Source organism: Micromonospora sp. NPDC005686 (assembly GCF_042871665.1).
In the GTDB taxonomy this organism is placed as follows: Bacteria; Actinomycetota; Actinomycetes; order Mycobacteriales; family Micromonosporaceae; genus Micromonospora.
Window position 1 is genome coordinate 20,166 of sequence record NZ_JBIAIY010000016.1, and the last position, 26,668, is coordinate 46,833.

The 26,668-nt window shown below is 66.0% G+C and carries 24 protein-coding genes; 10 read left to right on the forward strand and 14 right to left on the reverse strand.

The genetic code is table 11. The features are described from left to right. Positions 1-36 precede the first annotated feature (36 nt). Positions 37-1,260 (reverse strand): restriction endonuclease subunit S, encoded by a 1,224-nt coding sequence (locus tag ACFYON_RS27330; protein WP_387321163.1) that lies wholly within the window; start codon positions 1,258-1,260, stop codon positions 37-39. After that, positions 1,257-2,795, reverse strand: a complete 1,539-nt coding sequence (locus ACFYON_RS27335; RefSeq protein ID WP_387321165.1) for an N-6 DNA methylase — start codon at positions 2,793-2,795, stop codon at positions 1,257-1,259. The genes ACFYON_RS27330 and ACFYON_RS27335 overlap by 4 nt, the downstream gene beginning before the upstream one ends. 388 nt (positions 2,796-3,183) lie before the next feature. Here ACFYON_RS27335 and ACFYON_RS27340 point away from each other — a divergent pair, with 388 nt between their 5' ends. The 5 genes from ACFYON_RS27340 to ACFYON_RS27360 all read left to right on the forward strand — a co-directional run bounded on the left by ACFYON_RS27340 (position 3,184) and on the right by ACFYON_RS27360 (position 8,081). Beyond that, on the forward strand, positions 3,184-5,808 hold the full coding sequence (locus ACFYON_RS27340) for an FtsK/SpoIIIE domain-containing protein (protein ID WP_387321167.1): 2,625 nt from the start codon (positions 3,184-3,186) through the stop codon (positions 5,806-5,808). Further along, entirely contained in the window at positions 5,805-6,473 is a 669-nt protein-coding gene (locus tag ACFYON_RS27345) for a hypothetical protein (protein ID WP_387321169.1), read from the forward strand. The genes ACFYON_RS27340 and ACFYON_RS27345 overlap by 4 nt, the downstream gene beginning before the upstream one ends. Before the next feature lie 66 nt (positions 6,474-6,539). Continuing rightward, a complete protein-coding gene (locus ACFYON_RS27350; RefSeq protein WP_120331787.1) occupies positions 6,540-6,800 on the forward strand; it encodes a hypothetical protein in 261 nt (86 codons plus the stop codon). 24 nt (positions 6,801-6,824) lie between these two features. After that, positions 6,825-7,460 carry a hypothetical protein gene (locus ACFYON_RS27355; RefSeq protein ID WP_387321172.1) on the forward strand — a complete coding sequence of 212 codons (636 nt, stop codon included), beginning with the start codon at positions 6,825-6,827 and terminating at the stop codon, positions 7,458-7,460. A 186-nt stretch (positions 7,461-7,646) separates the two neighbouring features. Next, a complete protein-coding gene (locus ACFYON_RS27360; RefSeq protein WP_387321255.1) occupies positions 7,647-8,081 on the forward strand; it encodes a hypothetical protein in 435 nt (144 codons plus the stop codon). A gap of 38 nt (positions 8,082-8,119) precedes the next feature. Here the strand turns inward: ACFYON_RS27360 and ACFYON_RS27365 are convergent, their stop codons facing one another. Continuing rightward, complete coding sequence (locus tag ACFYON_RS27365) at positions 8,120-8,527, reverse strand: hypothetical protein (protein ID WP_387321174.1); 408 nt, start codon at positions 8,525-8,527, stop codon at positions 8,120-8,122. 278 nt (positions 8,528-8,805) lie between these two features. Then, positions 8,806-9,021 (reverse strand): hypothetical protein, encoded by a 216-nt coding sequence (locus tag ACFYON_RS27370; protein ID WP_355667886.1) that lies wholly within the window; start codon positions 9,019-9,021, stop codon positions 8,806-8,808. A gap of 507 nt (positions 9,022-9,528) precedes the next feature. On the opposite strand from ACFYON_RS27370, the gene ACFYON_RS27375 reads away from it, so the two are divergent. Both ACFYON_RS27375 and ACFYON_RS27380 read left to right on the forward strand, forming a co-directional pair. Next, positions 9,529-10,416 (forward strand): helix-turn-helix domain-containing protein, encoded by an 888-nt coding sequence (locus ACFYON_RS27375; RefSeq protein WP_387321176.1) that lies wholly within the window; start codon positions 9,529-9,531, stop codon positions 10,414-10,416. Continuing rightward, positions 10,413-10,619 carry a DUF397 domain-containing protein gene (locus ACFYON_RS27380; RefSeq protein ID WP_387321178.1) on the forward strand — a complete coding sequence of 69 codons (207 nt, stop codon included), beginning with the start codon at positions 10,413-10,415 and terminating at the stop codon, positions 10,617-10,619. The genes ACFYON_RS27375 and ACFYON_RS27380 overlap by 4 nt, the downstream gene beginning before the upstream one ends. A 68-nt stretch (positions 10,620-10,687) precedes the next feature. On the opposite strand, the gene ACFYON_RS27385 is transcribed toward ACFYON_RS27380, so the two are convergent. From ACFYON_RS27385 to ACFYON_RS27410, 6 genes are all read right to left on the reverse strand, one after another. Then, entirely contained in the window at positions 10,688-11,434 is a 747-nt protein-coding gene (locus ACFYON_RS27385; RefSeq protein ID WP_387321180.1) for a hypothetical protein, read from the reverse strand. Between the two features lie 35 nt (positions 11,435-11,469). Further along, a protein-coding gene (locus ACFYON_RS27390; protein WP_387321182.1) for an IS3 family transposase occupies positions 11,470-12,716 on the reverse strand; the annotation gives its coding sequence in 2 pieces (ribosomal slippage) (positions 11,470-12,434 and positions 12,434-12,716; 1,248 coding nt in all). A gap of 29 nt (positions 12,717-12,745) precedes the next feature. Beyond that, positions 12,746-13,174 (reverse strand): hypothetical protein, encoded by a 429-nt coding sequence (locus tag ACFYON_RS27395; RefSeq protein ID WP_387321184.1) that lies wholly within the window; start codon positions 13,172-13,174, stop codon positions 12,746-12,748. Next, positions 13,171-14,007 carry an IS5 family transposase gene (locus ACFYON_RS27400; protein WP_387321186.1) on the reverse strand — a complete coding sequence of 279 codons (837 nt, stop codon included), beginning with the start codon at positions 14,005-14,007 and terminating at the stop codon, positions 13,171-13,173. Before ACFYON_RS27400 ends, ACFYON_RS27395 begins: the two co-directional genes overlap by 4 nt. Before the next feature lie 958 nt (positions 14,008-14,965). Further along, positions 14,966-18,643 (reverse strand): hypothetical protein, encoded by a 3,678-nt coding sequence (locus ACFYON_RS27405; RefSeq protein WP_387321188.1) that lies wholly within the window; start codon positions 18,641-18,643, stop codon positions 14,966-14,968. 118 nt (positions 18,644-18,761) lie between these two features. Continuing rightward, a complete protein-coding gene (locus tag ACFYON_RS27410; protein ID WP_387321190.1) occupies positions 18,762-19,136 on the reverse strand; it encodes a hypothetical protein in 375 nt (124 codons plus the stop codon). A gap of 126 nt (positions 19,137-19,262) precedes the next feature. On the opposite strand from ACFYON_RS27410, the gene ACFYON_RS27415 reads away from it, so the two are divergent. Continuing rightward, the gene (locus ACFYON_RS27415) at positions 19,263-19,520 is read left to right on the forward strand and encodes a hypothetical protein (RefSeq protein WP_387321192.1); all 258 of its coding nucleotides are present in this window, start codon (positions 19,263-19,265) and stop codon (positions 19,518-19,520) included. Next, entirely contained in the window at positions 19,517-19,930 is a 414-nt protein-coding gene (locus ACFYON_RS27420; RefSeq protein WP_387321194.1) for a hypothetical protein, read from the forward strand. Before ACFYON_RS27415 ends, ACFYON_RS27420 begins: the two co-directional genes overlap by 4 nt. Before the next feature lie 59 nt (positions 19,931-19,989). Here the strand turns inward: ACFYON_RS27420 and ACFYON_RS27425 are convergent, their stop codons facing one another. Continuing rightward, positions 19,990-21,999, reverse strand: coding sequence for a hypothetical protein (locus ACFYON_RS27425; protein WP_387321196.1), 2,010 nt, complete (start codon positions 21,997-21,999; stop codon positions 19,990-19,992). A 312-nt stretch (positions 22,000-22,311) separates the two neighbouring features. On the opposite strand from ACFYON_RS27425, the gene ACFYON_RS27430 reads away from it, so the two are divergent. After that, positions 22,312-22,464, forward strand: coding sequence for a hypothetical protein (locus ACFYON_RS27430; RefSeq protein ID WP_387321197.1), 153 nt, complete (start codon positions 22,312-22,314; stop codon positions 22,462-22,464). A 274-nt stretch (positions 22,465-22,738) separates the two neighbouring features. On the opposite strand, the gene ACFYON_RS27435 is transcribed toward ACFYON_RS27430, so the two are convergent. The 3 genes from ACFYON_RS27435 to ACFYON_RS27445 form a co-directional block, all read right to left on the reverse strand. Beyond that, a complete protein-coding gene (locus ACFYON_RS27435; protein ID WP_387321199.1) occupies positions 22,739-24,280 on the reverse strand; it encodes a hypothetical protein in 1,542 nt (513 codons plus the stop codon). Positions 24,281-24,519: 239 nt separating this feature from the next. After that, on the reverse strand, positions 24,520-25,263 hold the full coding sequence (locus tag ACFYON_RS27440) for a serine/threonine protein kinase (protein ID WP_387321201.1): 744 nt from the start codon (positions 25,261-25,263) through the stop codon (positions 24,520-24,522). A gap of 10 nt (positions 25,264-25,273) precedes the next feature. Further along, positions 25,274-26,533 carry an NUDIX domain-containing protein gene (locus ACFYON_RS27445; protein ID WP_387321203.1) on the reverse strand — a complete coding sequence of 420 codons (1,260 nt, stop codon included), beginning with the start codon at positions 26,531-26,533 and terminating at the stop codon, positions 25,274-25,276. Positions 26,534-26,668 lie beyond the last annotated feature (135 nt).

The window sequence follows — 26,668 nt, forward strand, 5'->3', positions numbered from 1 at the left end:
CCCCTCGATGCGTGGACAGCCCTTGATCATCGCACATCACAGTGCCCCGCGAAACGCCCTTTCCTGCAGCGAAGCGAACAACGCATCCAACTCGGCCAGAGCCGCCCGATGGGCTGCTACGGCGCTCTCAATCAAGTTGGATCGAGCAGCGAACTCACGTTGGAGATCCAGCGGCGGCAGTTCGACCTCAACATCTCTAAGTTTCGCTTTCGAGATGTTGGGCATAGAACCGGCGGAGCCGCCAGCAAGACTTTGAATCTTGCGCCGCTTTGTAGGGAATATCAGCAGCTGATGCAGGAACGCAGCATCAACCTCGGCTCCCGGAGCTAGCTTTAGCCGGAAAATCAGATCTGGCATCAGAAGTCGGGGTGCCGTCTTCCGGATCAACACACACGCCGCAATCAGATCAGGCGTATTTTTCCGAGAAAATAGGAGATCGCCAACCTGAATTTCATCCTCCTTGTTCGGGGTCACACCAGCCGGAAGTGCCTTATTCTGGAGCTGGTTATACTCACATTTTGATACTGCACCTAGCTTCAGAACCGCCCACTCGCCAGCGAGGGCTGGCCGATCCAAGCACTGCGGGCTGTGCCCACTCTGAATCTCACTCAGCAGAGATCCAAGGGTAACCCTTGGCCAGCGTCTACTATTCAGAACAGGATCACCGAACATATCGAGGAAAACGGCCCGCTGCAGCCCGCCGAGACTGGTCAGAGCTTCGCGGCGCTTCGCACGCAGCTCGTCCGCTTTATCCAGCAACTCCACCACCCTTTCTTGCTCCTCGATGGGGGGCAGAGGCAGGTCTAGCGTCAGGCAGCGGTCGAAGTTTAGATTGGAGATGTTCGTCGTCCGCCGGCCGAAGCTACGAACCATTGCCTGAGTTCGGGGATTCGAGAACCAGTGATACAGGTATCGTGGATTTAGGTTGGAGGAATCGGGTCTCAGGACAGAGACAAAACCGCCAAAGCTCGCCGGCAAATCCATCTCAGGAATCCAAGAGCACTTACCAACCAAATTCCAGCTATTGGCGCTCGAAACAAGCGTATCACCTCGCCTGAGAAACTGCTCCTGCCGTCTGACGAGAGAAGCATCCACCGCCCACACATCCGTGAGGTCCAACACGGATTGCACATTCTTCGTGCGCATGCATAGCACCGAGCCAGGGGTGCCCACTGGAACCACATCAGTCGGTTTGAAGGTAATTCCCCGAACAAAAGACGCAACTTCGCCTAACTTGACGACGCGGAACCCGATGCTCATCCGAGCATCGCCTTCAGGTCGAACATGCCCTGCCTAATCTCGGATTCGATGCGCTCAAGGTCGTTCAAGATCTCCAATGGCGGCCGGTGATTGACCTCGTCGTGGACAACCTCCTTGTAGCGGTTAAGGCTTAGGTCATATTCCTGCGCGACGATATCGTCCTTCGGTACGCAGAAGCTCTGTTCGGTTCGGGCGCGCTTCCGCTCGTTGCCATCGTGCTGCTTCCAGCGGGAGAGCACGTCCGGCAGGTTGTTTGCGGCGTGATCGGCCTCAGCAAGATCGACCGCCGGCTTGGGGCCGAGCTTCTCCTCTGGCAGCAGCGGGGTCCGCTTGTCGTCCAGGCTCCACCCGTCGGCGGTCACTTCGTAGTACCAGACGTTGTCGGTGCCACCACTGTTGGTCTTGGTGAAGAAGAGGATAGCTGCGGAGACTCCGGTGTAGGGCTTGAAGACGCCGCCGGGCAGCTTCACCACCGCGTCGAGTTTGTGGTCGTCTACAAGCATCCGGCGGATTTCCTTGTGCGCCTTACTAGATCCGAAGAGCACGCCTTCCGGCACGATGACCGCCGCTTGGCCACCCGGCTTGAGTAGCCGCAGGAAGAGGACCAAGAAGAGCAGTTCGGTCTTCTTGGTCTTGACCACCTGCAGCAGGTCCCGGGCGGTGCTCTCGTAATCAATGCTGCCGGCGAACGGCGGATTAGCCAGGATGATCGAGTACTTTTCGGCCTCGTCGCTGACACTCTGCGCCAGCGAATCTCGGTACTCGATGATCGGGCTCTCGACGCCGTGCAGCAGCATATTCATGCTGCCGACCCGCAGCATCGTGCTGTCGAAGTCGAATCCGTGGAACATTTCGTGGTGGTAGTGCCGGTTGCGCTTTGGGTCGTGGAAGAGGTCGGGGTGCTCCCGGCGGACGTACTCACTCGCTTCCATTAGGAAGCCAGCGCTACCGCAGGCCGGGTCGCAGATGGTGTCGTCCGGGCCGGGGCCGATCATCTCCACCATCAGCCGAATGATGTGTCGGGGCGTACGGAACTGCCCGTTGTGGCCGGCAGTAGCGATCTTGCTGAGCAGATATTCGTACAGGTCGCCCTTGGTGTCGCGGTCTTCCATCGAAACGCCGTCAAGCATGTCGACTACCCGCGACAGCAGCGCCGGGTTGGGGATGGTGAACCTGGCGTCCCTCATGTGAGACGAGTAGGTCGAGCCGTCTCCACCGAGCGTGCGCAAAAACGGAAAGACGTGCTCCCCGACGATCTCGAACATTTCACGAGGCTCGACGCTCTTGAAGTACGACCAGCGCAACTTTGCATACGGCTTGCCCTTGGGGTCTTCGCCCTCGGGGTAGATCGGGCGGTCGATGGGCTTGCCGGTGCGCCGGGCCTTCTTCAGCGCCAGGTCATGCAGCTCGTCCAGTCGCCGGATAAAGAGCAGGTAGGTGATCTGCTCGATCACCTCCAGCGGGTTGGAGATGCCGCCCGACCAGAAGGTGTCCCAAATCCGGTCGACCTTGCTCTTCAGCTCACCAGTGATCACGTAGCGTCGTCCCCACCGTCTTGATCCATCTCGCCTGAGCCCGTAAGGCTATGACGCTGACGCCGGTCGAAGGAACCGGCACTCACGCCGTCTTGCGCCACGTGTCGGGTTGTTGACTCAGCATGACCGCCGGGGCGCGGAGGCAACCGCTGCGTGGTAAGCGGTGTTATCGCTGCGGCGGAAGCTCGCTGGCGCCAGGGCGGCCGAACTTCTCATCTGGAGTTTACGATCCTGCGGCGCAAGGGAACGACGATGTTCGGAGGGCACTGGAGCATATGCCCATCTCCTCCTTCAGCACGCTGAGCGATGCGGGGCTGACTGGGGGTGGTGTCGTTGGATAGGGTCGGCGCCAGAGATCGCGGTCCATCGGTCCTGGGGAGACGTTGGCATGGAGTCGGTGGCGTCGGCCTTCGGTCGAGCGGTGGCGGCGCACCGAGAAGCGGTGTCGCATGCGGAGGCCGCTCGTGCCCGATTGCGCGCTGGGGCCGGACAGGACGGCCCATCTGTGCAGGCCAGCGAAAGTGCCCGACGTTTCGCTGCCGGTATGCAGCGAATGGCCGAGGGATTGACGCCGGGCTGGTTGGGGTGCCGGCTGGAAGCTGCCGCCGCAGCCCTTCCGTCGGGTGTCGATGCGGCTGTGGGGCGCCCGCTTGCTGTTCGGCTGGGTGAGGCGTCCCCGGTCGCCGGCAGCGTCTTTGGTGTCGTCGTACCGTTCCTAGGGGCTGGCCATCTGGCGATCGACAGCGACGCCCGCGATCCCTCGGTAGCGCGGTGGCTGCGCGGCTTGCTGCTACGAGTGCTCGCCGCATTGCCGGATGGCGCGCTTCGGGTCACGGCCGTGGACGGGGCGACTCTCGGGGCGGTGTTCGGACCGTTCCGCGCCATGGTGGAGGCTGAGGCGTGGCGACGGCCCGCGATAGACCTTCCAGGTTTCCAGCAGGTGCTGACCGAGGCGGAGGAGCGCATCGAGCGCGTTCAGGCCGGCGAGGCGGACCCGTCGGTGCTACTGCTGTGTGTCGCAGCCATGCCGCAGGGCGCCGGGCGTACGGAGTGGTCGCGGTTGGCGGCGATCGCGCACGCCGGTCCGGCCGCAGGTGTGTTTCTCCTGCTGGCCGGCTATCCGCCGCCGCAGCATCCGGGGCTGGAGGCGGCGCCCCGCCTGGAGCGGACGACGCATCTGACGGCGGCCGGCAGCGGATCGTTCAGGGTCTCCGACCCACCGGGTCCGTACCGGTTCAGTGACGACGGTGCGGGTCTGGCGGTGCCGATGCGGCTGGACAGCGGGCCACCGGACGATTTGATCGAGACGGTCTGTCGCAGGTTGGCGAAGGCGGCGCGGGTGCAGGCGTCGACGGACTTCACGGCGTTGATGCCGGTCGAGATTTGGCGGGAGTCGTCGGTCGGCGGGCTGCGCACCGTGGTGGGCCGGGAGGGCCGCGCCGAGTGTGTGCTGGCGCTGGATGATGCGACGCCGCACTGGTTGGTGGGTGGTCGTACCGGGTCGGGCAAGACCGTCTTCCTGCTGGACGTGCTCTACGGCCTGGCCTCGCGCTACTCCCCCGACGAGTTGGGCCTGTATCTGCTGGACTTCAAGGAGGGGGTGTCCTTCGCGGAGTTCACCCCGACAGCGGTGGACCCGTCGTGGATCCCGCACGCCCGCACCGTGGGCATCGAGTCCGACCGGGAGTACGGGCTGGCGGTACTGCGCACCTTGTCGCGGGAGATGACCCGGCGGGCGACGGAGATGAAGCGGGCGGGGGTGACGAAGCTCGCCGACCTGCGCGCCGGGCGGCCGGATGTGGCGATGCCGCGGCTGATGGCGGTGATCGACGAGTTCCATGTGCTGTTCGAGGGCAACGACGCGGCGGCACGGCAGGCGGTGGCGCTGCTGGAGGAGTTGGCCCGTAAGGGCCGCTCCTATGGCATCCACCTGGTCCTGGCGTCGCAGACGATCTCCGGGGTGGAGGCGCTGTTCGCCAAGACCGAGTCGATCTTCGGGCAGTTCCCTCTGCGGGTCGCGCTCGCTGGCGGCGGCGGGATCCTCGACCAGCTCAATGACGGCGCGGACAACCTTCCGATCGGCGCGGCAGTCGTCAACGCTGCGGCCGGAATAGCGGGAGCGAACCGGGTGATCCGCTTCCCGAACGCTGATGCCACGTCGGTGACCGCGCAGCGGCACCTGCTGTGGAATGCTCGGCCACCGGGCGACGCACCGCCCGCCGTGTTCGCCGGCTACGCCGAGCAGCACCCCGACGCCGATCCCACGTTCGCCCGCATGTCTCCGAACGTACGGCGACGGCGGGCCTTGGTCGGCCGCGTCGTCGACGTCGGTCTACCGACCGCCGGGTTCACCCTCGACGCCACCCCCGGCAGCCACCTGGCAGTGCTCGGCACCTCCCCGGTCGGAGCCGACGTTCTGTACGCGGCCGCGGCCAGCCTGGCCCGCCAGCACACCCCCGGCACCGCCCGCTTCCTCGTCGCGCCGCTTGTCGCCGCCGCCGACGAGGCGGCCGACGCCACCGTCGAGGCGATCACCGCAGCCGGCCACCCGTGCGAGACGATCACCTCCACCCAGTACCGGAGTCAGTTGGTCGACCTCGCCCAGCAGTCCGAGCCTGGCGGCGGGCAGTCGACGTACCTGGTGGTGTTCGGCGCCGACGCCGCGACCAACCTCCTCGCTACCAGCGACCCGATCACCTACCGCTCCGGGCACGACGACCTGCGGGCCGTGCTGGCCAACGGTCCCGGCCACGGTGTGCACCTGCTCGGCTGGTGGCGCACCCTGAGCCGGTTCAGCGACGACCTCGGTCCCACGGGCGGCGGCGAGGTCGCCTGCCTCGTCGCGCTCAACCTGCCCGGCAGCGACATCGGCTCCCTGCTCGGCGACTACGCCTCCGAGTGGCAGTCCCGACCCAACCGGGCCCTACTGATAGACCGGCACGACAACCGCCGCACCCTCATCGTCCCCTACGTCCGCCCCGGAACCCTCGATCAGATCGACGACATGGCATGACTGATCCCGTCACCCCGATGCCGCGCGACGGCGGCTGGGCCGCCTACACCGACCACGCGCGCCGTCTCGCCGCCCTGCTACAGAACGAACGCTCACGAGCCGAGCAGCAGGCCGCGGCGAGCCGTAGCGGCCAGGCCGCCCTCGACCAGATCACCCACCGGCTCGCAGCACAGCGGCAACACCTACACCAGCTCGCCGCCACGCTGCGCCTGCCCGAGCCGCACATCGGCGGCATCGCCCCCAGCCCGGTCCCGGACCCGGCCGAGGCCCTGCGCCGGGCCGCCGCAGCCGCCGACGCGGCCGACACCGCCGCTGAGCACGCCCACCGGCAGGCCGCGCAACCACCACTGCTGCCCGGACTCACGCCGCTGGCCCGCAACGCTCTCGTCTACACCGCCGCAGCGACCCTCGGCACCCTCGCCTCGCTGCTGATGTTCGCCGTCAGCCCCGACGCCGACCTCGGCCGTATCCCCTGGCAACTCGTGCCCTGGTCGCTGTGTGGGCTGCCCGCGCTGGCGTTCTTCGCCGGCTACCTCACGATCAGCCTTGTCGGTCAGCCGCGTATCGGCGGAGGGGGCACTCGGTCCGCCCGGGTGGGCGGCGTGATCTGTTTTGTCGGCATGCCGATCTTGTGGTTCATCTTCATCGCCGCGACCCGAGGCTGAACCCGCAGACGCACCCGCCACCGGTGGCGGGGCGTTGGACACCACGACCCAGGGGAGGAACATCCAGTGGCCACCATCGGAGACATCAAGGCGGGCCTCGCCCACGGCAAGTCCGAAGCCGACAAGGCACTCGCCCAGCTCGCCGGCGTCAACGCCCAGGTCGACAAGGCCATCGCCGTGCTCCAGGCCCTCGCCGCCGGCACCCAGCAGCCCGCCGTCATGGGTGCCATCGGCAAACTCAGCGCCGCCAAGCAGAAGTTCGGCGAGGGCGCCGGCCTGATCCAGGCCGCCATCGCCCAGACCGAGAAGTACAACGCCGTCCTCTGACACCGAACCCCGGAAGGTCCCCCGATGCCTACCGTCATCGTCCCCGTCGGCCTCAACCTCGGCCCCTCCTATCGGTACGTCACCCCGCCCGATCCGACCCCGGAGTACTGGGAGGTACGCCTCGGCAACGACTCCGAGGAACTGACCGACGAAGAGTTCCAGGTGTGGGGACGAGCTTTCCTTGACCCAGAGCGGCACGCTCGCTTGGAGGTCAACCGCGAGACACTTCAGCGGGACGTGATCGCAGCCGGCAACGGACCTGCCAACCCGGTGCCGGTCATCGAGCGACTCCTTGACCGGGGGCTACTGATCGAGTTCGACCCGGATAGTGAGCTGGAGAAGCCGTTCCGGCGGATCAAGCTCCACCCGCTCGCGGAAGGCATGGGCAACACCCCCGAGGAGCCGGACCGACGCCTCATCGGCCATAACGGGCAGGCCCTCGTCAAGGTGAACTTCACCGTCTACAACCTGTGGGCGTTCTCCTCGACCGTTGGCTCCTTGTGGGACGCCTGTGCAGTCGCTACTCAGCTTGCAGACGAGCAACGCGCCAGCGGTGAGGACATCGACGAGATGACAGCGGGTGAGCTGGCGCTCGATACGGCCAAGGTAATTCCTATGCTCGTTGCCGCTGGGTGCGCTTTCTTGGAACCGGCGCAGTAAACGATGTTCGGGCTGGGCAGACAAGGCCGAGGTCGAACGAGAGATGCACGAGTCCCGGGTGCACGTGGGAAGGCGGCCGGAGCGCTCACGGCGGCAGCGGGAGCTGTCCGTGACACCGCCGTCGAGTCTGCCCGGGAGGGCATCACCAAGGTGAGCGAGAAGATCGGCAAGGCTGCAGGGGCCGGTATAGCCGTCGCGGCCACTGCAGCTGCTGACGCTGCCGGTTACCACCCGTCGCCTCTGATCGCGGTTGGTGCCGCCTACGCCGGCATGAAGGTCGGCGGCCTGGCCGGGCGGGCCATGAACGCCGGACTGGATCGGATCACCGCCGGGCGGGGTGGCGGTCCGATCGGGTCGGTGATGGCGGAGTTGAGCATGGTGCTGCAGACGCTCGATCAGGTGGGACGGGGGATCGCCGAGGTCGTCGACTCGGTGAACAAGGCACAAGCCCACTTCCAGAAGGTCAGCCGGGGCGGGGGTAACAACCTGCTGAACAGCGCGGTGCGGGCGTGCCGGCAGGCTCCTGTCCGCCTCGAAGAGGGCGTGGACGAGGTCAAGCAGGCCCAGGATCTCGTCGGTAAGCACTTGGTGGCGGTGGCGGTGGCGACGGCCGGCGGCTGAACGCTGGCCGTCACCGCACTCCACCACGCCATGGAGAGTCAGCCAGCCGACGGGTCGCGCGATGCCGGCTCGTCGGCTTGCGGGAGCCGTTGGGTGCCGGGCTGGCGGGGACCGGAGTCGCTCTGCTCTTCGGGGGTCGGCCCGGCCTTCCGCTTACGTTCGGTCGGCTGTCGCGGCGGTATGTCGATGCCGATTGCTCGGGCGTACTCGGCGAGGATGCCGCCGGCTTCGGCGAGCAGCCATGATCCGTCGCGGAGCTTGACGATTCCTTGGGCGTAGTTGCCCAGTGCGCGGTTGACGAGGGGGTTGGTGGCTCCGGTGGTCAGGGCGCGGAACTCGGCTCGGGCGTTTTCGGCGTCCTGGATGACGACCTTGGTCAGGTCCTGCTGTTGGCTGATGGAGACGTGAAGGTCTCGGAGCGCGGCGGCGATGTCGGACAGGGTCACGGTTGGTACCTCCGAGTGAGGTCGGCTGCGGGATCAGGGCCGGCAGTGATGCGGCGGGCGTTGATGAGCTGCGGTCGGGTCGCGCCGGGCGTTCTTCGGGGCAGGCGGCCGTAGCGGGCGAAGGCGGCGGCGGCTTGCTCGTTGGTGGGGCAGGGGCCGATGAGCTGGCAGCGCAGGCAGTAGCGGTGGCGCTGGAGGTGACGTGCTCGTCGAGCGCTCGCTGCGCGGTCGTGAGCTGGTCGATGGCCGCTGCGGACATGTAGACGGTGGCAGCCATGTCACGCCTCCGACGGCGGCAGGGCCGCGACCCGGGTGAGTACCTGCCGGAAGCGTCCTGCTCGGCCGTCCGGGTTGAGCTCGATGCCTTCGAGCCACACCCACTGGCCGTCGTACCAGAGGCTGAGGTCGAGGCGGACGCCGATGATTCGCAGCGGAAGTGGGCCGCTGCCGTGCTGGTAGTCCTGTTCGCGTAGGTGCACGACGTCGCCGGGCACGACGGCGACTACAGGTGTGATCGGCGTTGGGGGCACAGTCCGCTCGTCCAACTCGTCCGGCCGGGATGCGGGCGGGATCTGCGGCCTCCGCAGTCGGGGCAGTTCAGTGCCGACCCGCACCGTCGGCACCATCGGGACTTGACCTTGAACAGGAACAGTCCGGCGGCGAAGCCGAGCATCGCGACCACCGCTAGGACGAGGGATGGAACCACTGCCTTGCCTCCCTGACTCGGCCTCTCGTGGGGGACGCAGCCCGCTTCGGGTGACGGGCTGCGTCCCGTCGAGAGGTGTCCGAGGCCGGACGGGCGGTGGGCCCCTGGGAGCGCGAGCCCACCGCCGTACCGCGCGGCTTCGTGGGCCGCACCGGCCTGACATGCTCATGCCCATAGTGCCTATGCACTAGTGAGAATGCAAGGATTGCATTCGCATGTACGTCACTTGCCTGGCCTGCCTGGAGGTTGCATCCGCACGGCGGGCACACTCTGACTACGACAGGAGCGAAGGGACATGGAGTTGTCAGCTCGACGGCAACCGCCCACCGTGCGCCTCCGGCGGCTCGCGGCGGAGTTGCGCAGCCTGCGCACCGCCGCCGGCCTCACCCGCGACGAGGTCAGCGAGCAGACCGGCATCAATCCCGCCACCCTCTACCGCATTGAAACGGCCAAGGTCCGCCCGCAGCGGCGCACCCTGATGGCGATGCTGGACAAGTACGGCGTCACCGATGAGGACAAGCGCAGTGAGCTGATCGCCCTGTCCCGCCAGGCCGCGCAGTTGGGCTGGCTCCAGGCGTACGAGTCGGAACTGCCCGAGCTCTACACCACGTACATCAGCTTCGAAGCCGAAGCCCGCTCGGTCCGCAACTACGAGTCACTCTTCGTCCCGGGCCTCCTGCAGACCGAGAACTACGCCCGCGCCGTCATCCGGGGTGTGTTGCCGCTGGCGACCGACGCGGACGTCCAAGCCCGGGTGGAGGCGCGCATGCAGCGGCAGGAGTCGCTCCGCAAGACCGAGCCGCTGCGCCTCTGGGCGATCCTCGACGAAGCCGTCCTGCACCGGCTAACTGGCGGACCAGCCGTCATGGCCCAACAGCTCGACGCCCTGGTGACCGCGGCGGGCCAGCCGCACGTCACCCTTCAAGTCATCCCGTTCACCACGGGCGCGCACGCCGGCATGCCCGGCTCGTTCGTCGTCATGGACTTCCCCGACCCAGCCGACCCCGCCCTGGTGTACGTCGACAGCATGGCCGGCGACCTGTTCCTCGAACGGGAAGCAGACGTCCGCCGCTACACCAGCACGTTCGAACACCTTCGCGCCACCGCACTCGACCCGACCAGCTCGATCAAGCTGATTCAAGAACACGCCGCGGCGATCAGTCAGGAAGGAGGTACGGGATGACCTCAGTCGACCTGTCCCGCGCCCAGTGGAAGAAGAGCACCCGGTCCAGTGGGAACGGCCAATGCGTCGAGGTCGCCGACCTCGCCGACGAGGTGGCTCTTCGCGACAGCAAGGACCCAACCGGCCCGGCCCTCCTGTTCCGCCGGGAGGATTGGACGAGCTTCTTGGCCGGCGCCAGGTGCGGCCACTTCACCCACCAGTAGGCGAACGCATCCGTCGGACGGGCCCAGCCGACCGTCGGCGACCATGGGCGCGCTTCTGCGCATGGCTGCTACTTGCGCCACCAGCTGGGGCGTCCGCGCATACCGTGGTGCCAGGTGTCGGCCTGAAGCCGGGTGGCGTTGATGACCTGCTGGTCGCGCTCCGACCGGTACTCGCGGTGGGGCTGATGCGGGCTCCAGTCGCCGATGAAGGGCCGTAGGTCGTCGGGTTTGGGTTCGATGTCGAATTCGATGCCGTCGAGGGCTCCGTCGCCGCAGGTGGGATCGAGGCGGGCTGCCGCAGCTCGTGCCCAGCCGATCCATCGGGCACGGTTGTCCAAGTCGTCCGGCCTGTCGGGTCCGGCTACTTCGAGGGCGTCGCAGAAGGCGCGGATCTCGTTCGCGCAGATCCAGGAGTCGTAGGCCCGCCGGAACGCCTTCTTGCGTAGGAGTTCGGCGGCCTGGGGGCGGGCCTCGTCGAGGGCTGCCTGCCAGCGGCGACGCTCCTCGGCCTCCTTCCGATCCAGCTCGGCGACGTATTCGTCGTGGGCACGCTGAGCAGCCTGCTTGGCTTCCTCGTCGGCGGCGATGCCGGCTTCGACATCGCGGATGATGCGCGGAAGACGTTTCTCCAGGGTGGTGCGCTTGTCGTCGGTCCAGGTGTCCTTCTTGTCCCAGCCAGCGCGGGCGATCTCCATCCGCAGCCGACCGGAGGCCACGCGGTCGGTCTCGGGAAGCACCATCCACCGGTTGCGCCGCAGCTGTCGGGCCTCCTGCTCGGTGGGCACGTGGGGGATCTCGTCGTACTCCTCGATCAACCGGACTCTGAACCGCCCCGGGTTCTGTGGAGACCTCAGCTGTTGGCTCCAACCACCTCGCGGGGCTGGGGTTGAGCGTAGAACATCGATTCGTATTCGGCCGGTGGGACGTGCCCGATGGCGGAGTGCAGGCGCTGGTTGTTGTACCAGTCGACCCATTCGGCGGTGGCCAGTTCGACCTGGGCGAGGCTGCGCCACGGGCCTCGAGGCTTGATCAGCTCCGTCTTGTAGAGGCCGATGGTGGACTCCATCAGCGCGTTGTCCAGGGCGTCGCCGACGCTGCCGATGGAGGCGTCGATACCGGCGTCGAGCAGGTGGGTGGTGAACCGGAACGACGTGTACTGGCTGCCCGCATCGCTGTGGTGCACCAGGCCCGCCCCGACCGGCTGCCCGGCGCGGTCGCGGCGCCACAGCCCCATGTCCAGGGCGGCCAGGACCAGCGGGGTGCGTTTGTTCGTCGCCGCGGACCAACCCACGATCGCCCGGGAGTAGACGTCAACGACGAACGCGACGTAGACGACGCCGGACCAGGCGGCCACATGGGTGAAGTCCGCGACCCAGCACCGGTTCGGCCGGGCGGCGGTGAAGTCCCGGTTCAGCAGATCAGCGGCCCGCTGATGCCCGGGGTCGGCGACCGTGGTGCGGATCTTCTTGCCGCGCACGACGCCGGTCAGGCCGGCGCCACGCATCAACCGCTCGACCGTGCACCGGGCCGTCGGATGTCCTTGACGGCGCAGCTCGTGCCAGATCTTGCGGGCTCCGTAGACGCCGTAGTTCGCCACATGGATCTCCCGCATGAGTGCTGTCAGCTGCGCATCACGCACCCGCCGCTTCGACGGCGGACGCTTTTTGGCCGCCCAATAGCCGCTCGGGGTGATCTGCAGCCCGTGCTGACGCAGCACGCGACAGATCCGCTCGACCCCACCGAAGCGGTCCCGATGCTCGTCAACGAATCTCATGAGCGTGTCGTAGGCCGGTCGAGCTCGGCCGCGAAGAAAGCCGACGCGGCCTTCAAGATCTCATTCGCCCGACGCAACTCGGTGTTCTCCCGCCGCAGCCGCTTCAGCTCCGCCGACTCCTCCGACGTCACCCCCGACCGCCGGCCGTCATCGACCTGCGCCTGCCGGACCCACTTCCGCAACGTCTCGGCCGTGCCAATCCCCAGCCGGGCCGCCACCGCCGTGATCGCCGCCCAGTCCGACTCGTAGTTCGGCCGCACCTCCGCGACCATCCGCACCGCCCGCTCCCGCAACTCCTGCGGATACGGCTTCGTTCCTGCCATCTCTCGATCCTTCCCAAGCGGGGAAGTCTCTACAAGATCCGGGGCGGTTCATAGGTCCGTTTCTGGGTGAGGGTGAATACTCCGGGTTCGTCTTCGGTGAGGACGTGGCGGTTGACCATGCGTTTGAGCTTCGCGCGGGTGCCTTCGACGTGTTTCGGTGAGGGCTCGACGCCGAGTGCGAGGCAGATGCCTTTGGCGCGCATGCCGGCGGGTGCGGTGCCGAGGACATGCAGGATCTGCTGGTAGGGGCCGCTGGCGATGGTGGGGTCGTCGGCGGTGAATTCGGCGGCGGTGAGGGTTTGCAGGGTGGTGCGGGTGGTGGCCAGGTCGGCCAGTTCGCTGTCGAGGCGGGCGAGTTCGCCGGTCAGCTCGGTTATCTGCTCGCGGAGCCGGTCGGCCTGTCGGCGTGTGGTGGTCTCCCGGTCGGTGATCAGGTCGAGGACGGTGGGGAGGTTCACCGGTGCCGCCAGGAGGGTGTGCTGGTTCCGGTCAGCCGCCGCACGATGTTCGCCGTTGACGCCCACAGTGTTCGGGACACTGAGGATTCGGGGCGGCTTTCGTACTCGCGCGCGAGGCGGCGGTGCAGCATCAGGGTGCCGTTGACCTGTTCGACGATCCACCGTTTGCGGATCGGCACGAACCCGGGCCGGGTGTCGGATCGTTTGACGACCTCGACGTCGACCCCGAGGACGGCGCCGTGCAGCGCTAGGTCCTGCTTGAACCCGGCGTCGACCCAGGCGCGGCTCACCGTCGGGGTGTGTGCGACGACCTTGTCGAGCAGCCGGATGCCGATGGTGTTGTCGGTGACCGACGCCGCGGTCACCACCACCGCGATGACCAGCCCCAACGCGTCCACGGCCAAGCCCCGCTTACGCCCCGACACCTTCTTCGCCGCGTCCTTGCCGGTCGTCGCGGCCGGGACATGATTCGCCGCCCGGATCGACTGGGTGTCCAACACGACCGCGCTCGGATCCTCGGCACGACCGACCTTCTCCCGGGCCTGGCAGCGCAGCAGATCGTGGATCACCTGGTCAGTGCCGTCGTCCCGCCACAGCGCGAAGTAGTAGTAGGTGGCCGACTTCGGCGGCAGGTCGTGCGGCAGGTACGCCCACTGACAACCCGTCCGGTTCTGGTAGAAGATCGCGTTCACGATCTCCCGCAGGTCATAGTCACCCTCACGGCCCGACACCGACACCGCGACCCGCTTCGACTTCCACGCCTGCAGAAACGGCCCGATCAGCTCCCACTGCTCGTCGCTGACATCACTGGGATACCGCTTTCGATCACCCATGACCGGGCTAACGCCCCATCCGCCCTGGCGGTCACGACCAGAACTCACATTCAACCCATCGACCGGCTGCTATCCATGGCGAATCTACCGGAAGGCCACCAACCGGACTCAACGCATAGATCAGATCAAGTTACTGCGGACCGCCCTCTCACAACCCGAGCCCCCGCCGCCCGGCACCGTCGCCCGCATCCGCGACCACCTCAGCACCATCATGACCAGCGGCAGCGACACCGAACGCAAAGCCGCCATCGAGACCCTCATCGCCGAAGTCCAACTCACCGACCAGGGAGTCGTACCCGTGTTCAAGATACCTACAGAAACGACGATGCCCCCGCCCGAAACGGACGGGGGCACTTCAGGAGTACCACCGGTTCGCACAATGGTGCGATCGGTGGGCCGCCAGGGACTCGAACCCTGAACCTATGGATTAAAAGTGGCCAGACCGCAGCAAAGTGTTAAGGAAGCTCTCTGTCATCGCGGCCTTGGCCTGCCGTCCAAGCAGAGGCAAGGCCGTCCGGTCGTGTCCGCGCTGGTCCAGGTTCGGGTGCGGAGCGCCGCACGGCGGTGTGTGGCCCCGACTTGTGGTGATGTCCGGGGCTTGCGTTGTGGGTCCGGCCTGGGTTGGGGACGTCCGAGCACCCGAGGAGCGACCACGGCCATGGCCCATCGGTTGGGACGACGCGGTTTCACCCGACTTCTTGGGTCGAGCGTCCGACTCCCTGTAGCGCGCCCCGGTTGGGTCGAAAGGGTCGAGGAGGAAATGGGGGCGCTGTTCTTCACTGGCTCCACTGGTGCCCATGAAGCCCACTGGGCGGAGACTTTGAAACGGTCAGCCGACCCGGCGCCGAGATCGAAGTCGGCTGCCTTGATCGGGCCACCCGGCGGCGGCGTGGCATGAGCGACGCCGAGGCGGCGGCCATGCCGAGGATCAGCGCAGGGTGTTTACGCCCTGCGCGTGTCATTGACGCATGTTGACCCGGATGCCACCGCGCTTCGACGGGCGGTACGAGCTGACCCTGCCGCGATGCCTTAGTTCCCTGAGTAGTTCATCGGTTCCAGGCAGTTCTTTCAACCTGGGACGGCGACCGAGCTCGGTGAGCGTCTCGTAGTCGCCGCCCAGCGCACGAAGGATCTGGTGCAACACCGGTAACTCGATGTCGGGGAGATGGGGTTTCAGCAGGCTCAGGATGTGCTCGGCGGGCGCATCCGCTTCACATAGCTCGACCAGCAGGTCCACCGTGACCGGGTTGCCCGTGGCCGCCCACTCGCAGAAGGCGATGGCGCCGGGTGTGGACAGCCTGGCGCGCACGTATTCCGGGTCATCGGCGATCGCCCGCTTGACGGCCGAAGCCACGCGAGGACTCCGCAAAATCCGCACTAGGTCGTCGCTTGAAAGTGGAAGCTCGCACACGTAGGACGCGAGTAGTTGCGAGCTCGCGAAGTACTCCTCGCGGACCTCGAATGAACTACCTACCAAGCGCGCATACGTCTCCGGGGTATCGGGCATCAGATCGGCCTCCAGTAGCGCCGGCAGCAGCGTGAGCCCGCCGCCGGTGACGCGTTCCGGAGTCAACTTGCCGGGAAGGCCGAGCTGCTTTATCAGCCGGACCCGCGCCACCGGGTCCAGGTTGTCCGCAAGGACCAGCGCGTACCCGAGGCCGTACCTGGATTCCTCCTGCACCTCGTCGGCGTCGGCGAGGTCGTGTCTGCTCAGGATCTTCGCCAGTTCCTCGCTGACGCCGAGCTTCTCGACAAATTGGCTGACGTTCCAGACGGTCGGCGTGAGCCGGCTCGCCGCTACCACCGCAGCCCATGCCGAGGCGTCGAGTTTCTCTAGGTCGGCCACCTCGCATCTCGGCGACGCCCCCTCGGCCACCGGTAGCACCGCCGACTCGTCGGCACCGGCGACGTCGTTCAGCACTGAGACGAACTCCTCCGGGGCATCGACGGTCACCTCGTGGCCCTCGCGGGCATGGAGGTAGCTGTCTAGGTTGTCGAGGACGTGCTGGTAGACGGTCGTGTTGGTTGCCATCAGCACGTCTAGGGCCAGCAGGGTGTCTTCACCGAGTGCCGCGAACAGGTTCGCCCTGGTGACCGGGTACAGGCTGGCCGCCACCACTGCCTCGCGCTGTGCGTCGCCCAGTACTGTCAGGTCACTGAGTTGAGCGCCGAAACGAGAGACCAGGGCGGCCACGTCAGCCGCCTTCGAGGTCTCCATAGTGCCGGTGAACGACTGCATCTCGGCGTAATGCGCCGCCAGGAACTCTGTCACCCGGCCTGAGGAGTCGTAGTCGACATCTAGATCCGCGCTCTGGACAGCGGCGTCGACGAGGGCGATAGCCGCCGCGAGGTCGATCGGGGTGTTCTCGACCAGATGGACGAAGACACCCTTCCAGCGAGGAGCCAGTTGGCTGACGAGGACGTCTCCGAACGCGCCGTCCGTTAGGTACGCGTCGATGAACGAGGGGTCGGTTCTGACGCGCATGACGAGTTTGTCGAGTGCGGTGTCGAGCCGCTCGGGGTGCGTGGGCAGGTAGTGGTCGAAGACCTCGATGTTGAAGACGCTGTTGCCGTCGAGGAATCGGGCACCCATCTCGGTCTCGACCGTGTCGATGGAAGCAGGCTCGTCGAACCGGAAGCGGGGGTCTGCGCGGTCGGGCTGGACGCAGTGGAGGATGAAATTCATCGCGCTGACGCTGATGGCGATGCCGTGGTAGTCCGAGCAGTACAGGGTGAAGTTTTCATCGATGTAGCCCGCCGCGAGCAGGTCGTGGGCCAAGGACGACACGAGGCCGGCGACGATGGCGTCCAGGTTACGGTTGGCGTCGTCCTTGGGCATGACCAGGTCGGGACGGGCCATGAGTTGCGCCATCGTGGCCTTCGTCACGAATTCCTTGGTGCTCAGCGCAGCCAGTGAGGCACGTTGGAGGCTTGCGCGATCGGCTTCGACGGCGTTATCCAATCCAGCGCCCTCATCCCCGACAAACGCGATCACGTCATCGAACGACAAGTCCACGGCGGGGTACCCAGGCCGAGCGAATTGCACCCCTTGATGGGTCGCGTGCAGTGACCTCCAGAAATCGCCGGACGTAAGCTCCGAAAGCTCGTACTGTTCCGACTGGAAGTACATGACAATCCGACTACTCGCACGTCCCGTCACCCGAAAAAGGATAGGCAGCAATTGTTGAAGCCGCTCCCCGGCGGCGTTTGCGTGCTTGTCCCATAGAGCGTTTGACGCGATCCGGTCCAGTGCCTCCTTGCCGACCGTGGCCTGGTACACCGTCTGATACGTGACCATGTCGCGGAAAGCCCGGTATGCGTCGTCGATTTTGCTCGTGCCGAGTCGGATGGCCTCGAAGTCCTCCAGATGCAGGTTCTTGTAAACCATCATGGCGAACAGTCGGTCCGCAGTTAGGCCCTTGAGGCCCTTCTTTCCCAGGACCGAGACGCGGTAGATCTCGAACTCGTTCCGAATGTTGCGAATTAGGCGCATGTCGGTTAGGTGCCCCGCGACCAGGTTCACCAGCGCGGCCGACGGTCGCTCGTCCGATTCGGCGAACTCCGCCGCCAACAAATCCCGCGACGAACGGTGCGTGATGAACGGCACCATCGGCACGACCAGATCGAAGAACTTTGTCCTGTTGGTCGACGGGGCGGTCTCCAGAGCTGACGCGCGGAGAGCCGCCGTACCGGCATCGACGTCTGCGGCGCCGTCCGGCGCGGCGTCGACTTTGAGTTGTTCGAAGATGCTGTCGCGGACCGCGTACACGAACCGGACCGGGCGTGACTTGACCTGCTCAGAGTTGTTTAGGACCGTGTTCAGCTCGCGCAGCGTCTCGAAGATGTGTGGATCCCGGAACCGGTCCAGGTCCTCAAAGATCGCGACCTGGGTCTTCGTCCGTTGGAAGAAGTAGACGATCTCGTCGAGATACTCATCGAAATATGAGTTCTCCTTCGCGCTCAGCGTGACGGCTGCTCCGCCTGCGGAGACGCTCTCCACCCGTACCCGGCTCCGCAGAGCACGCCAAAGCAGGAACCAGATCACGCCCAGGAACACGCCGAGCCCACCGACGATAGCCCACGGCACCCAGTCACGACTGGTCACCAGAGCCTGGGGTCCCACCTTCTCTACACGATCGACGAGTCCGAACAGGACCGCGATCACGAAGAACACCACTGCGACCGCGGCGCCCCCGAACGCTGCCGGCCAGCGCCTGAATGAATCGATGCGGAAGTACCTCGACCCCGGCATGTCTGCGGGTGCCTTCCGGTAGAGCAACTGCTTGACGATCTCCTTCTGAATGAGGTTCGTCAGCGGCGGCAGCGTCCCATCCTGCTGGATGCGCGCCCGCTTCGTGTCGTCGATGCCCAGGCTCGACAGCGACAGGTTGACGCAGTTGATCTTTCGCTGGTCCAGGCCCGCCTGGACGCCGAGGATGACGCTGCTTTTTCCGCTGCCGTAGTGCCCCGCGAGCGCAATGTTCGTCGCGGCGTTCGTGGACCTGTCGGCCAGAACCTCGAGGAGGACCGCCGCGTGCCGCCCGTGCAGGTTTTCCTCGAACCGTGGTCCGAGACTCCGAAGGACCGGCACGTCGGGCTGGGATGCGGACTGCCGGAACGGCCACACTCGCGACATGGACGAGATCTTACGATCGAGGTCTGACGTGTTCCCGGCATAAGCCGTCCACCGGAGCGGGGCGGAAGTCAATGCTGCGGTACTTGTCGTCGTTGCTCATGTACCCCTCCGGTGAAGATCACTTGTTGACGTCTCCGCCGAGCAACTGTGGAACCTCCGCTTCTACCCGGTCCAACAGGGCGTCGACCTGCTCCCCTGGCAGTGCACATACCGCTAGTGGTAGGCCGTACATCAGGGTGTCGAGAGTGATTAATCTGTTCGCGGCGCCATCGCCGCCGCGGAGGTGCCGGAGCAGGTCACTGACCATCCCAACGGCACGATCGGGCTCGGCAACCCACATCCACTCCAGCACCGTGCCGAAGGGATCTGGAGGCTGCAAGATCCCGTCCGGCTCCCAGTGCTGGATCATGAACTCGGCCGTCTCCTTGACCAATGCGCCCACCAGGTGAGTGAGAATGCGGTCAGGTACCTCGCGATGCTGCCCCATAGGCATGAGATCTCCAATCGGTCGTGCGACGTCACGCTGGATCGTTGCCGCCGAGCCTGGGCGGGTTTGCCACTCTGTCGGGCACTGGACAGTTGGTGTGCGTGTACCACGGACAGTCGGAAGATCCCACCCATGGCCATCGTTCCTATAGACCCCGCTCACGGGCTGCTCTCGACAGGCAGCCACCTCGTGATGTCCTGTGACCAGCGCAACGCCCGGCTCGCGGTTTTCGATGACCACTCCTACGTGGAGGGCAAGATCAGCGAGGACATCGAAGAGGCAAAGCACGGTGCCCAGCAGGCTGCGGCGCTCGGACTCCCGCTCCAATTCCTCGTCGTGCGGGTGTCCACCGCGCAGGGATTCAAGCCGGCGACAGGGGCAGGGCAGTGATTCCGGCGCAGGGCACACACCTGGCCGAATTCCGGCGTACGGCAGACGCCGGCAACAGTTACACCACCACCATGCGGGTGGAGGCATGGGACGACGAAGGGCTGCCCTTGGTTGTCGGGAAGAACGGCCTCGTGTTGGCGCAGGCCATCGAGGGGTTCCTCGGTCTCAGGAAGAATGAAGAAACTATCCGAGCCGTGATCCCCGGGGGTGGGTGGCGGGTCCGCGTTAAGAACACCAAAGACACCTGGGAAGAATTCGTCGTGGCGTGGGTAATTGACTACGACGGATGGGCGACACCCCTAACGCCGCAGTGGAGCGAGCCCGACAAGATGGCCCCGATCGCCGGACCCGCCGAGGGCGATGTTGAACTTCTGCCTCCACAGGCCGGTGGCGGTGCAGCCGTTGACTGAGGGCGTCAGCGAATTTACCGCACCCTGGCCCCGGTGGCGGCAAAGGTGCCCTTACTCGCCTACCGCTTGTCGACGGCGAATAGTACGCCGTCCGCGTCCGATATCCCGGTAAGGATCACCTTGTCGCTGGCAGGTCGGATCGGCTCGCCGATCGCTGCATGACTTTCGAGATCCCAGAACCGCACGGTGCCGGTTTCATCAGCCGTCGCAACGATGGTTCGACCGTCATTTATCGAGCCAGCGGCGACTGCCGTGACTGCTCCTCGCTGCCCGGTGTCCAAGGCCGCCAACAACTGACCGCTCTCAAGGTCTCGCACCAAGAGCCTGCCCGTCGAATGACCGGTGATGACCGATGGTCGCTCATCAGACGTGAACAGTATTGCCATCGACGTAACCTGGTCGTCCAGCTGTAGACGGCCTAGATGTTGGCTTGCGCCTTCATGCAAGGCCCAGTCCAGAATGGTTCCACTGTCGCCGATCGCGCAAAGGACAGCGCGTCTGTCAGGTAGCACGGCTGCGGCAATCGCTGTAACCGGCGAGGTGTTGGCTGGCGGCATCTCGGCAATCTGGCCGGCCGGACCCCAGTTCCACCATTCGAGTTCGCCATCGCTGCCGGTCGCGAGCATCACAATACGACCGCCGGCGACTGCAGCCAGCGTTAGGGCTTCGACACGGTGGATTGGCACTTCCGAGGCGGCGACCGGGTCGGGCGTGGAGCTATTGTCGCGCGGGTTCCACAGACGGATGGTTCGGTGAGCACCTTCGCTGACTACGAAAATCCCTTGACCGGATCGACCGACTACAGCTAGATCGTTAGCCGACGCAGCAACCGGTGGAGCAGCCCTCCGGGTCAACTTCAGCCGGTCATTGACATGCCAGACAGAACGCCGGGTCGACCCTCGGTCGCGCAGCAGACCGTCCAGTTGGATCTGGTCGCCGTCGTTGAGGTGAGCCCTTCGTAGCGCGTGCCAATGCTGCGCCTCGGCTCGTGCCGCCAGCTGGGCATGGAGGAATGCCATGGTCTTGCCGCTGCCAGCCGCCGCCAAAACCTGTACCAGCCCCGACGAGAACGCGGAGAGATTCGGGCCCGCTTCGGCACTGTTCGCCAAGACAAAAGTCCTGCGCTGCAAAGAATCCGAGCGGACGTTGTAGGGCTCCTCCGGGAACGGCCGAGTCGGCAGCACAATCGTTCGTCGTTCCGAACTGTTGTCGAAGCACACGTCGACGATCAAGACAAGTTGCTTAACTGGGCTTAATGCCAGTAGGTACCGGAAATCTCGCACGCTGATGGCGTCGACCGTGAACCCGTCAGCGGTGGTGGTGGTGTCAGCGGCGGTCAGGTACACCTCGGACGTTCGGGCATCGCGTATCCCGTGACCGGTGTAGTAAATGACCAATGTCTCCCGCGTCTGGGACGCCGCCTCGACGAACGATGACCAGAGGCGCGCCCGAGTGGGATTCAACAGAAGCTCGTTGGTTGCCGAGGAAGGTCCGTCCCCGGAATCGTGGAAGATGTCGGCGAGCTGCCTAGCTGGTGTCAAGTCGCGATGGACGACTGGGGTTGCGCCGGTCGCCAGATAGCTGTCGACGCCGACAAAAAGCGCTCGCCACTCGTCTCGAGGCGCATCCGGAACAGAGTCGTGCACGGCACTGTCGTCGGAGGACGGTGCTGCCGGCTCGCCGGCGGTGGGAGGTGTGCTCACTCCTCCGCCGGCTGGCCCGACTGGGCCGGGCGGGCTGGGCCGGGCACCAGCCGCAGGGGGCCCGAAGCCGTCGTCGTCATCACTGTCAGTGATCGATGGCGGGAAGAGGTCCGGCACCTGCTCCGCCATGGCAGCTTGCCACAGCGCGTCGAAATGGTCGCACTGCGCGTCCGGATCGGCCTTGCGGTCGAGCTTGGCAAGGAACTCGACGATCTCGAGCAGCCGCGGCAAGTGGGGGATCTGGGGCGCCGAGAAGACGTTCTTGACGACGTTCGGACCGTAGCCACAGGCACGTGCCATGTCGCGGACCGATGGCCATCCGGCGCGGGCATGAAGGCGGTGCAGCTCATGGTTGAGCTGCTTCAATCCTCCGGTCACGTCGGGAGCGCGACTCAGCGCCGCCATGCCACCCCTGAAGGTCAAGGCTTACCCGCCGGGTGGCAGGCGCGATCAAGCGTAGTGACCTTCGATGCGGTGGTCGAATTGAACGCTTCCTCAGGCTTTCGGTGTACCGGACTGTACCGGGACTCCCCGGGCCGTAACCCGCCGGTGGCCGAACGCACTCGTGCGGTCCGGGACAGTCCATGTTGTCGTCTCCCGTAACGCAGCGTGTCTGCGGGCCTGATCCGGCCGTGAGAATTTTCGTCAGGTCCGGAAGGGTAGAAGGAGGACACGCCGATGATCAACGAGCTCTTCGGTGCGGCGCTGGACGGCATCGTCGAGAACCTGCCGACGGCGCTGATTATGGCCGGGCTGGCAGCGGCAACCATGGTTGCTCGCCGTCGTAGCCGCAGGCGCAACGCGAAACGCAGCGGCGAAGACGCCGCGTGATCCCGCCGAGCGCTCAGGGCCGTCGACGATTCACCGACGGCCCTGAGCGCTCGGCGGGTGAAGGTGCCGTACGCCCACGCAGACCACGCCTGCCAAGGGTCCCGACTCGCGTCCCGCCTCAGCTCCGTTGGTGAGAAGGACAGGTAGGGCGCGCGCTCCAACTTGCGCGGCTCCAGTTGGACATGGCGCCCAGGCGACTCGATGGTTTGCCCGGTGTCGTTCCCAAGCGCAGGCCTACGAACGGGGCGACAGATGTCCTCTGTAATACCCGGGGTTAACGCCACCGCCAGGCCTGTGGATTGCCGCGCATGCCGTGGTGCCACGTCTTCTCGTAGGCGAGGATGTCGGCGTACTGATTGCGGGTCTCCTCCGAGCGGTACGCCTTCTCCGGCTTGGTCGCGCTCCACTCGCCCATGAAGGGCGCCAGGTCTCTGGGACGCGGTTCGATGTCGAAGTCCACCTCGGCGAGCGCAGCCGGGTTGACTGTGGGGTCGAGCCGGTCAGCTTCCTTTCTCGCCCAACTCGCCCAGCGATCGAGATTCTGGCCAGCACCAGCGCCTTCTGGGGCGGAGGCTTCGAGCGCAGCGCAGAAGCTCCGGATGGCGTCCGCTGCCACCCAGTTGTCGAACGCGGCACGGAAGCGGTCCGTTCGAAGCTTCACAGTTGCCCGGGCCGTGGCAGCTGCCTTGGTCTGCTCCCACTGGGCACGTTCCTCGGCCTTCTGCCGCTCCCGACGCTCATCCTGTTCCCTGCGCCGACGCTCCCACTCCTCGTGCTCGCGCTGGTCGGCCAGATAGCCGGCCTCCACGTCCTTCAGGATCTTCTGGACGCGAGTCTCAAGCAGGCTGCGCTTGTCGTCGGTCCAGGTGTCCGAGTTGCCGTGGCCGGAACGATTGACCTCAAGGACAAGGCGGCCGCTGGGCACACGGTCGAATTCGGGCAGCGGTGTCCATGGTTGCCGCCTTTTGCGCCGCTGCTCGTCATCGGTGAGGACGTGCGGCACCTTGTCGTACTCCTCGCTGATCCTCACTGCGCGCTGAGACTTCTCCAACCGCAGCGACAGGGTGGGCCGCGCGCCCTTGGTGTTGACGACCAGCCGGTGCCCGCGGCTGCGGGCCGCCGCGGTGAACAGGCGTACGAACTCCAACGTTCGAGGCAGCAGGTCGGCCGATACGGCGAGCGCGGCAGGGTTCTTCTGCAGGGCGGCGACGATCTCGTCGTCGACCGTGAGCTGGTGCTGTGAGGCGATCCGGAAGGCGTCCCACCCGGTGCTGGCGCCGTTGGCCTTGTCGTAGAGCCTGACGACGATGTCCCCGCGGCTCCGGCCAGTGTGTCGAAGCTCGTGTCCGTCCGGAATGAGCCTGTGCTGCTTCGCCGCGTGGATGGCACGCCGATATCGCGCCCGGGTCTGCTCATCCGGCTCCTCGATTCGTACTACCCCGTTGCCTTGCGCCAGTTGGTCGACCAGCCGTTGCGCCAAGACCATGGTCGCCGAGGCCGTGCCATCGGTGCTTGCCGCTGCCGGCTCCTGTCGGGGTACGGGTACCGCATCGCTTTTCCGCCGGGTCGTTGACGGGCTGACATTGTGAGCGGGGTCCTCGGGGTGGTACCCGTGCTCAAGGTAGAAACGGCCTGCCTCCGTGACGGTCGCCCGCCACGTTCCGTCCTTACGCGTGACGTTCAGCAAGTGGCGGTTCTGTAGAGCACGTGCGGACGTTCGATGTGCGGCACCCTCCGGGGTGCTGAGGTCATCCCCGTCGGCAATCCGACGCAAGAGGTTCACCTGGCGCTCGTTAAGCCGGTCCCAGCGCTGCATCAGACAACACTGCCCGGTGACGACAGTCAGCGCAACGATATGTACCAGGGGCGGCAGGATGTCTGGTCATCCGCGTACGAGCTGGCTAGAGTGCCGTGCGCTTGAAGGGCTGCAGCGGTCCGGTCGAGGGCAGGCTCGGTGAGTGCCCCGCTGATCTGCGTGAATCGGCGGTGGGCAAGGGTGCCTCGTTGCGTACGAGGACGGACAACTAACGGGGCGTCGGCGGGCAGAGGCCTTTCTCAATCCGCCAGGGTGGCTCGCCACCCGGTGACCAGGCGCGCTACCTCGGGGTATCGATCTTCGGGTGCCGCGCGGGTGGCGTGGGTGGCAAGTCGGGCTTGGGTCGGGGTGCCTCGCCAGCCGGTTGGGGAGTCGAGCAGGTGCCAGATGGTGCGGCCGAGGGTGTACACGGTGGTCCGCTGGTCGATGACGGCACCGCGGACGAACTCTTCTGGGGCCATGTAGCGGCGGGATCCGGGCAGGCGGTCGGCGTCGAGAACGAAGGGGCCGGGGCGGTACTCGTCCAGGTCGATCAGCCACATCTGTCGAGCGTCGAAGTCGTAGAGGAAGCAGCCGTCGTACAGGTCGACCGCGACGTGGCTAGCTGCTGCGACGGCCTCGTGCGCGTCGAGGATCGTGGTGATCGCCGCCTCGACGTCGGGGAGAGGCAGCTGTTGGAACCGGGTAAGTGCGGCTCGGTCCGAGCCGTGCGTGGTGGCGTGGTTGAGTACTGCGCCGTCGTGCCAGGGGTAGACCAGCACTGGCCCGTCAGGGCTGTTGAGGATCTGCTCGGGGCGGACGATCGCTGGGTGCTGGACTGCGGCGTGGAATCGTGTGGCTCGGATCAGTGAGAGGCGGGCCGGCTCGGTGGTGGCCTTCTTGACGAACCAGCGGCGCCCGGCATTCTCGACGCCGTAGGACAGGCATCCCGAGTCTTGGTCGTTGAAGACCGTGAACGCGGACGCGAGCGGCAGGCCGGACATGTTGGCGAACCTACGCCCCGACGTGGCCGTCAGGTCCTTCGCTTGTGCCGGTCCGCCGGCAGATGCCCGTCTGCTCCGCGGGCCAGGCGGGTTCGCGGTGGTTGCCGGCGGCTTCGATGAGTGCTGCCGGTACACGTGCGGCGAGTTGTTCCGCCTGGTTGAGGGTGAGCGTCCCGGTCCGGCGGAATCCGTCGTAGTCGCACAGCAGATTCGTGAGCTGCTTACCCGGCCAGTGACGTAGAGCTTCCGCCACCTCGGGGAGCCGCAGGGGTGCCTTCGGCTGCCGCTGAACGACTAGAAGCCGGGCTGCGCATGAGAGCACGGACAGAACGTGGCGGGCGGCGTCCTCGCGCTGGGTACTGCTGTCGTGTCTGCCGCTGAGGCCGCTCACGGCGATGTGGTGAAGCGCAGCGATGTCCTCAACAAGATTGGTTGCTGCTGTAGTTGTGGTGTGCGTCGGGCCCGCACCTGCGATCACGGCGGTGTCGAGGCCGACGCGGTCCCGCACCACCCGCATCGTCATGTCGTGCAGAGCACCGAGGCTGCGGCCGGCGCCAGCGTGTCCGCCGGTGAGATGCAGCGAGGCTCGTATGCCGTGAAGCTGGGAGGCTTCGGCCACTATCTCGTTGCTCTTGATTGCTGTTCGTGAGGTCGCCGGGAGATTCCAGGCGACGAAGTTAACGTCGCTCCAGCCGTCGACGAAGTCCCCGCGGGCGGCCGATCCGCACAGCCCTACGCCCGCACCAGGGTGCCCGGCGACGACGGCCTGAACGTCCGTTGCGACTTCGGTTATGAGTTGGCTGAGGCTTCGGCTGAATGGGAGTGGCCCTGCCGAACGCCAGGCGATGATGGCGAGGGCGCGGTCCAGGATCCGCTGAAACTCAACATGAGTGGCCGCTCGTCGGGCGGCGGAGGCGTCAAGCCAACGAGCTTCGACGAAGCCCTCGTCTCTGGCTGGCGTTGCGGCGGTGGTCGCGGTGGTGAAGAGGAACCAGTCGACGGTCTTCGCCGCAGGAGAGCCGTCGTTGTCGGTGAAGACGTACTTCTCCTGTCCGAGATACGCGCCGTACTGAGTACCGGTCAGACCGGCCTCCTCGGCCACCTCCCGCACGGCTGCCTGCAGGGGTGCCTCGCTCGGCTCGAGGCGACCCTTCGGGGCTACGGTCTGTCGTTCGCCGTTCCCCCGGACCTGATCTAGAAGCAGGATCGAAGGAGCGCCCAGATCGTTCGTGGTGACGACGGCGCCGGCGGAGGCGTATCGACGAATCATGGCCGGGTTCCTCCGGGGGCTGCCTGGTGGATTCAAACGCGTCACGAGGACGAGCTGAACGATCCTGCGGGGCAGGAACGTTCATTGGTGCCTGGCATCCCATTACGCCCTGGGGCGGGCATCCCAACTCGCCGT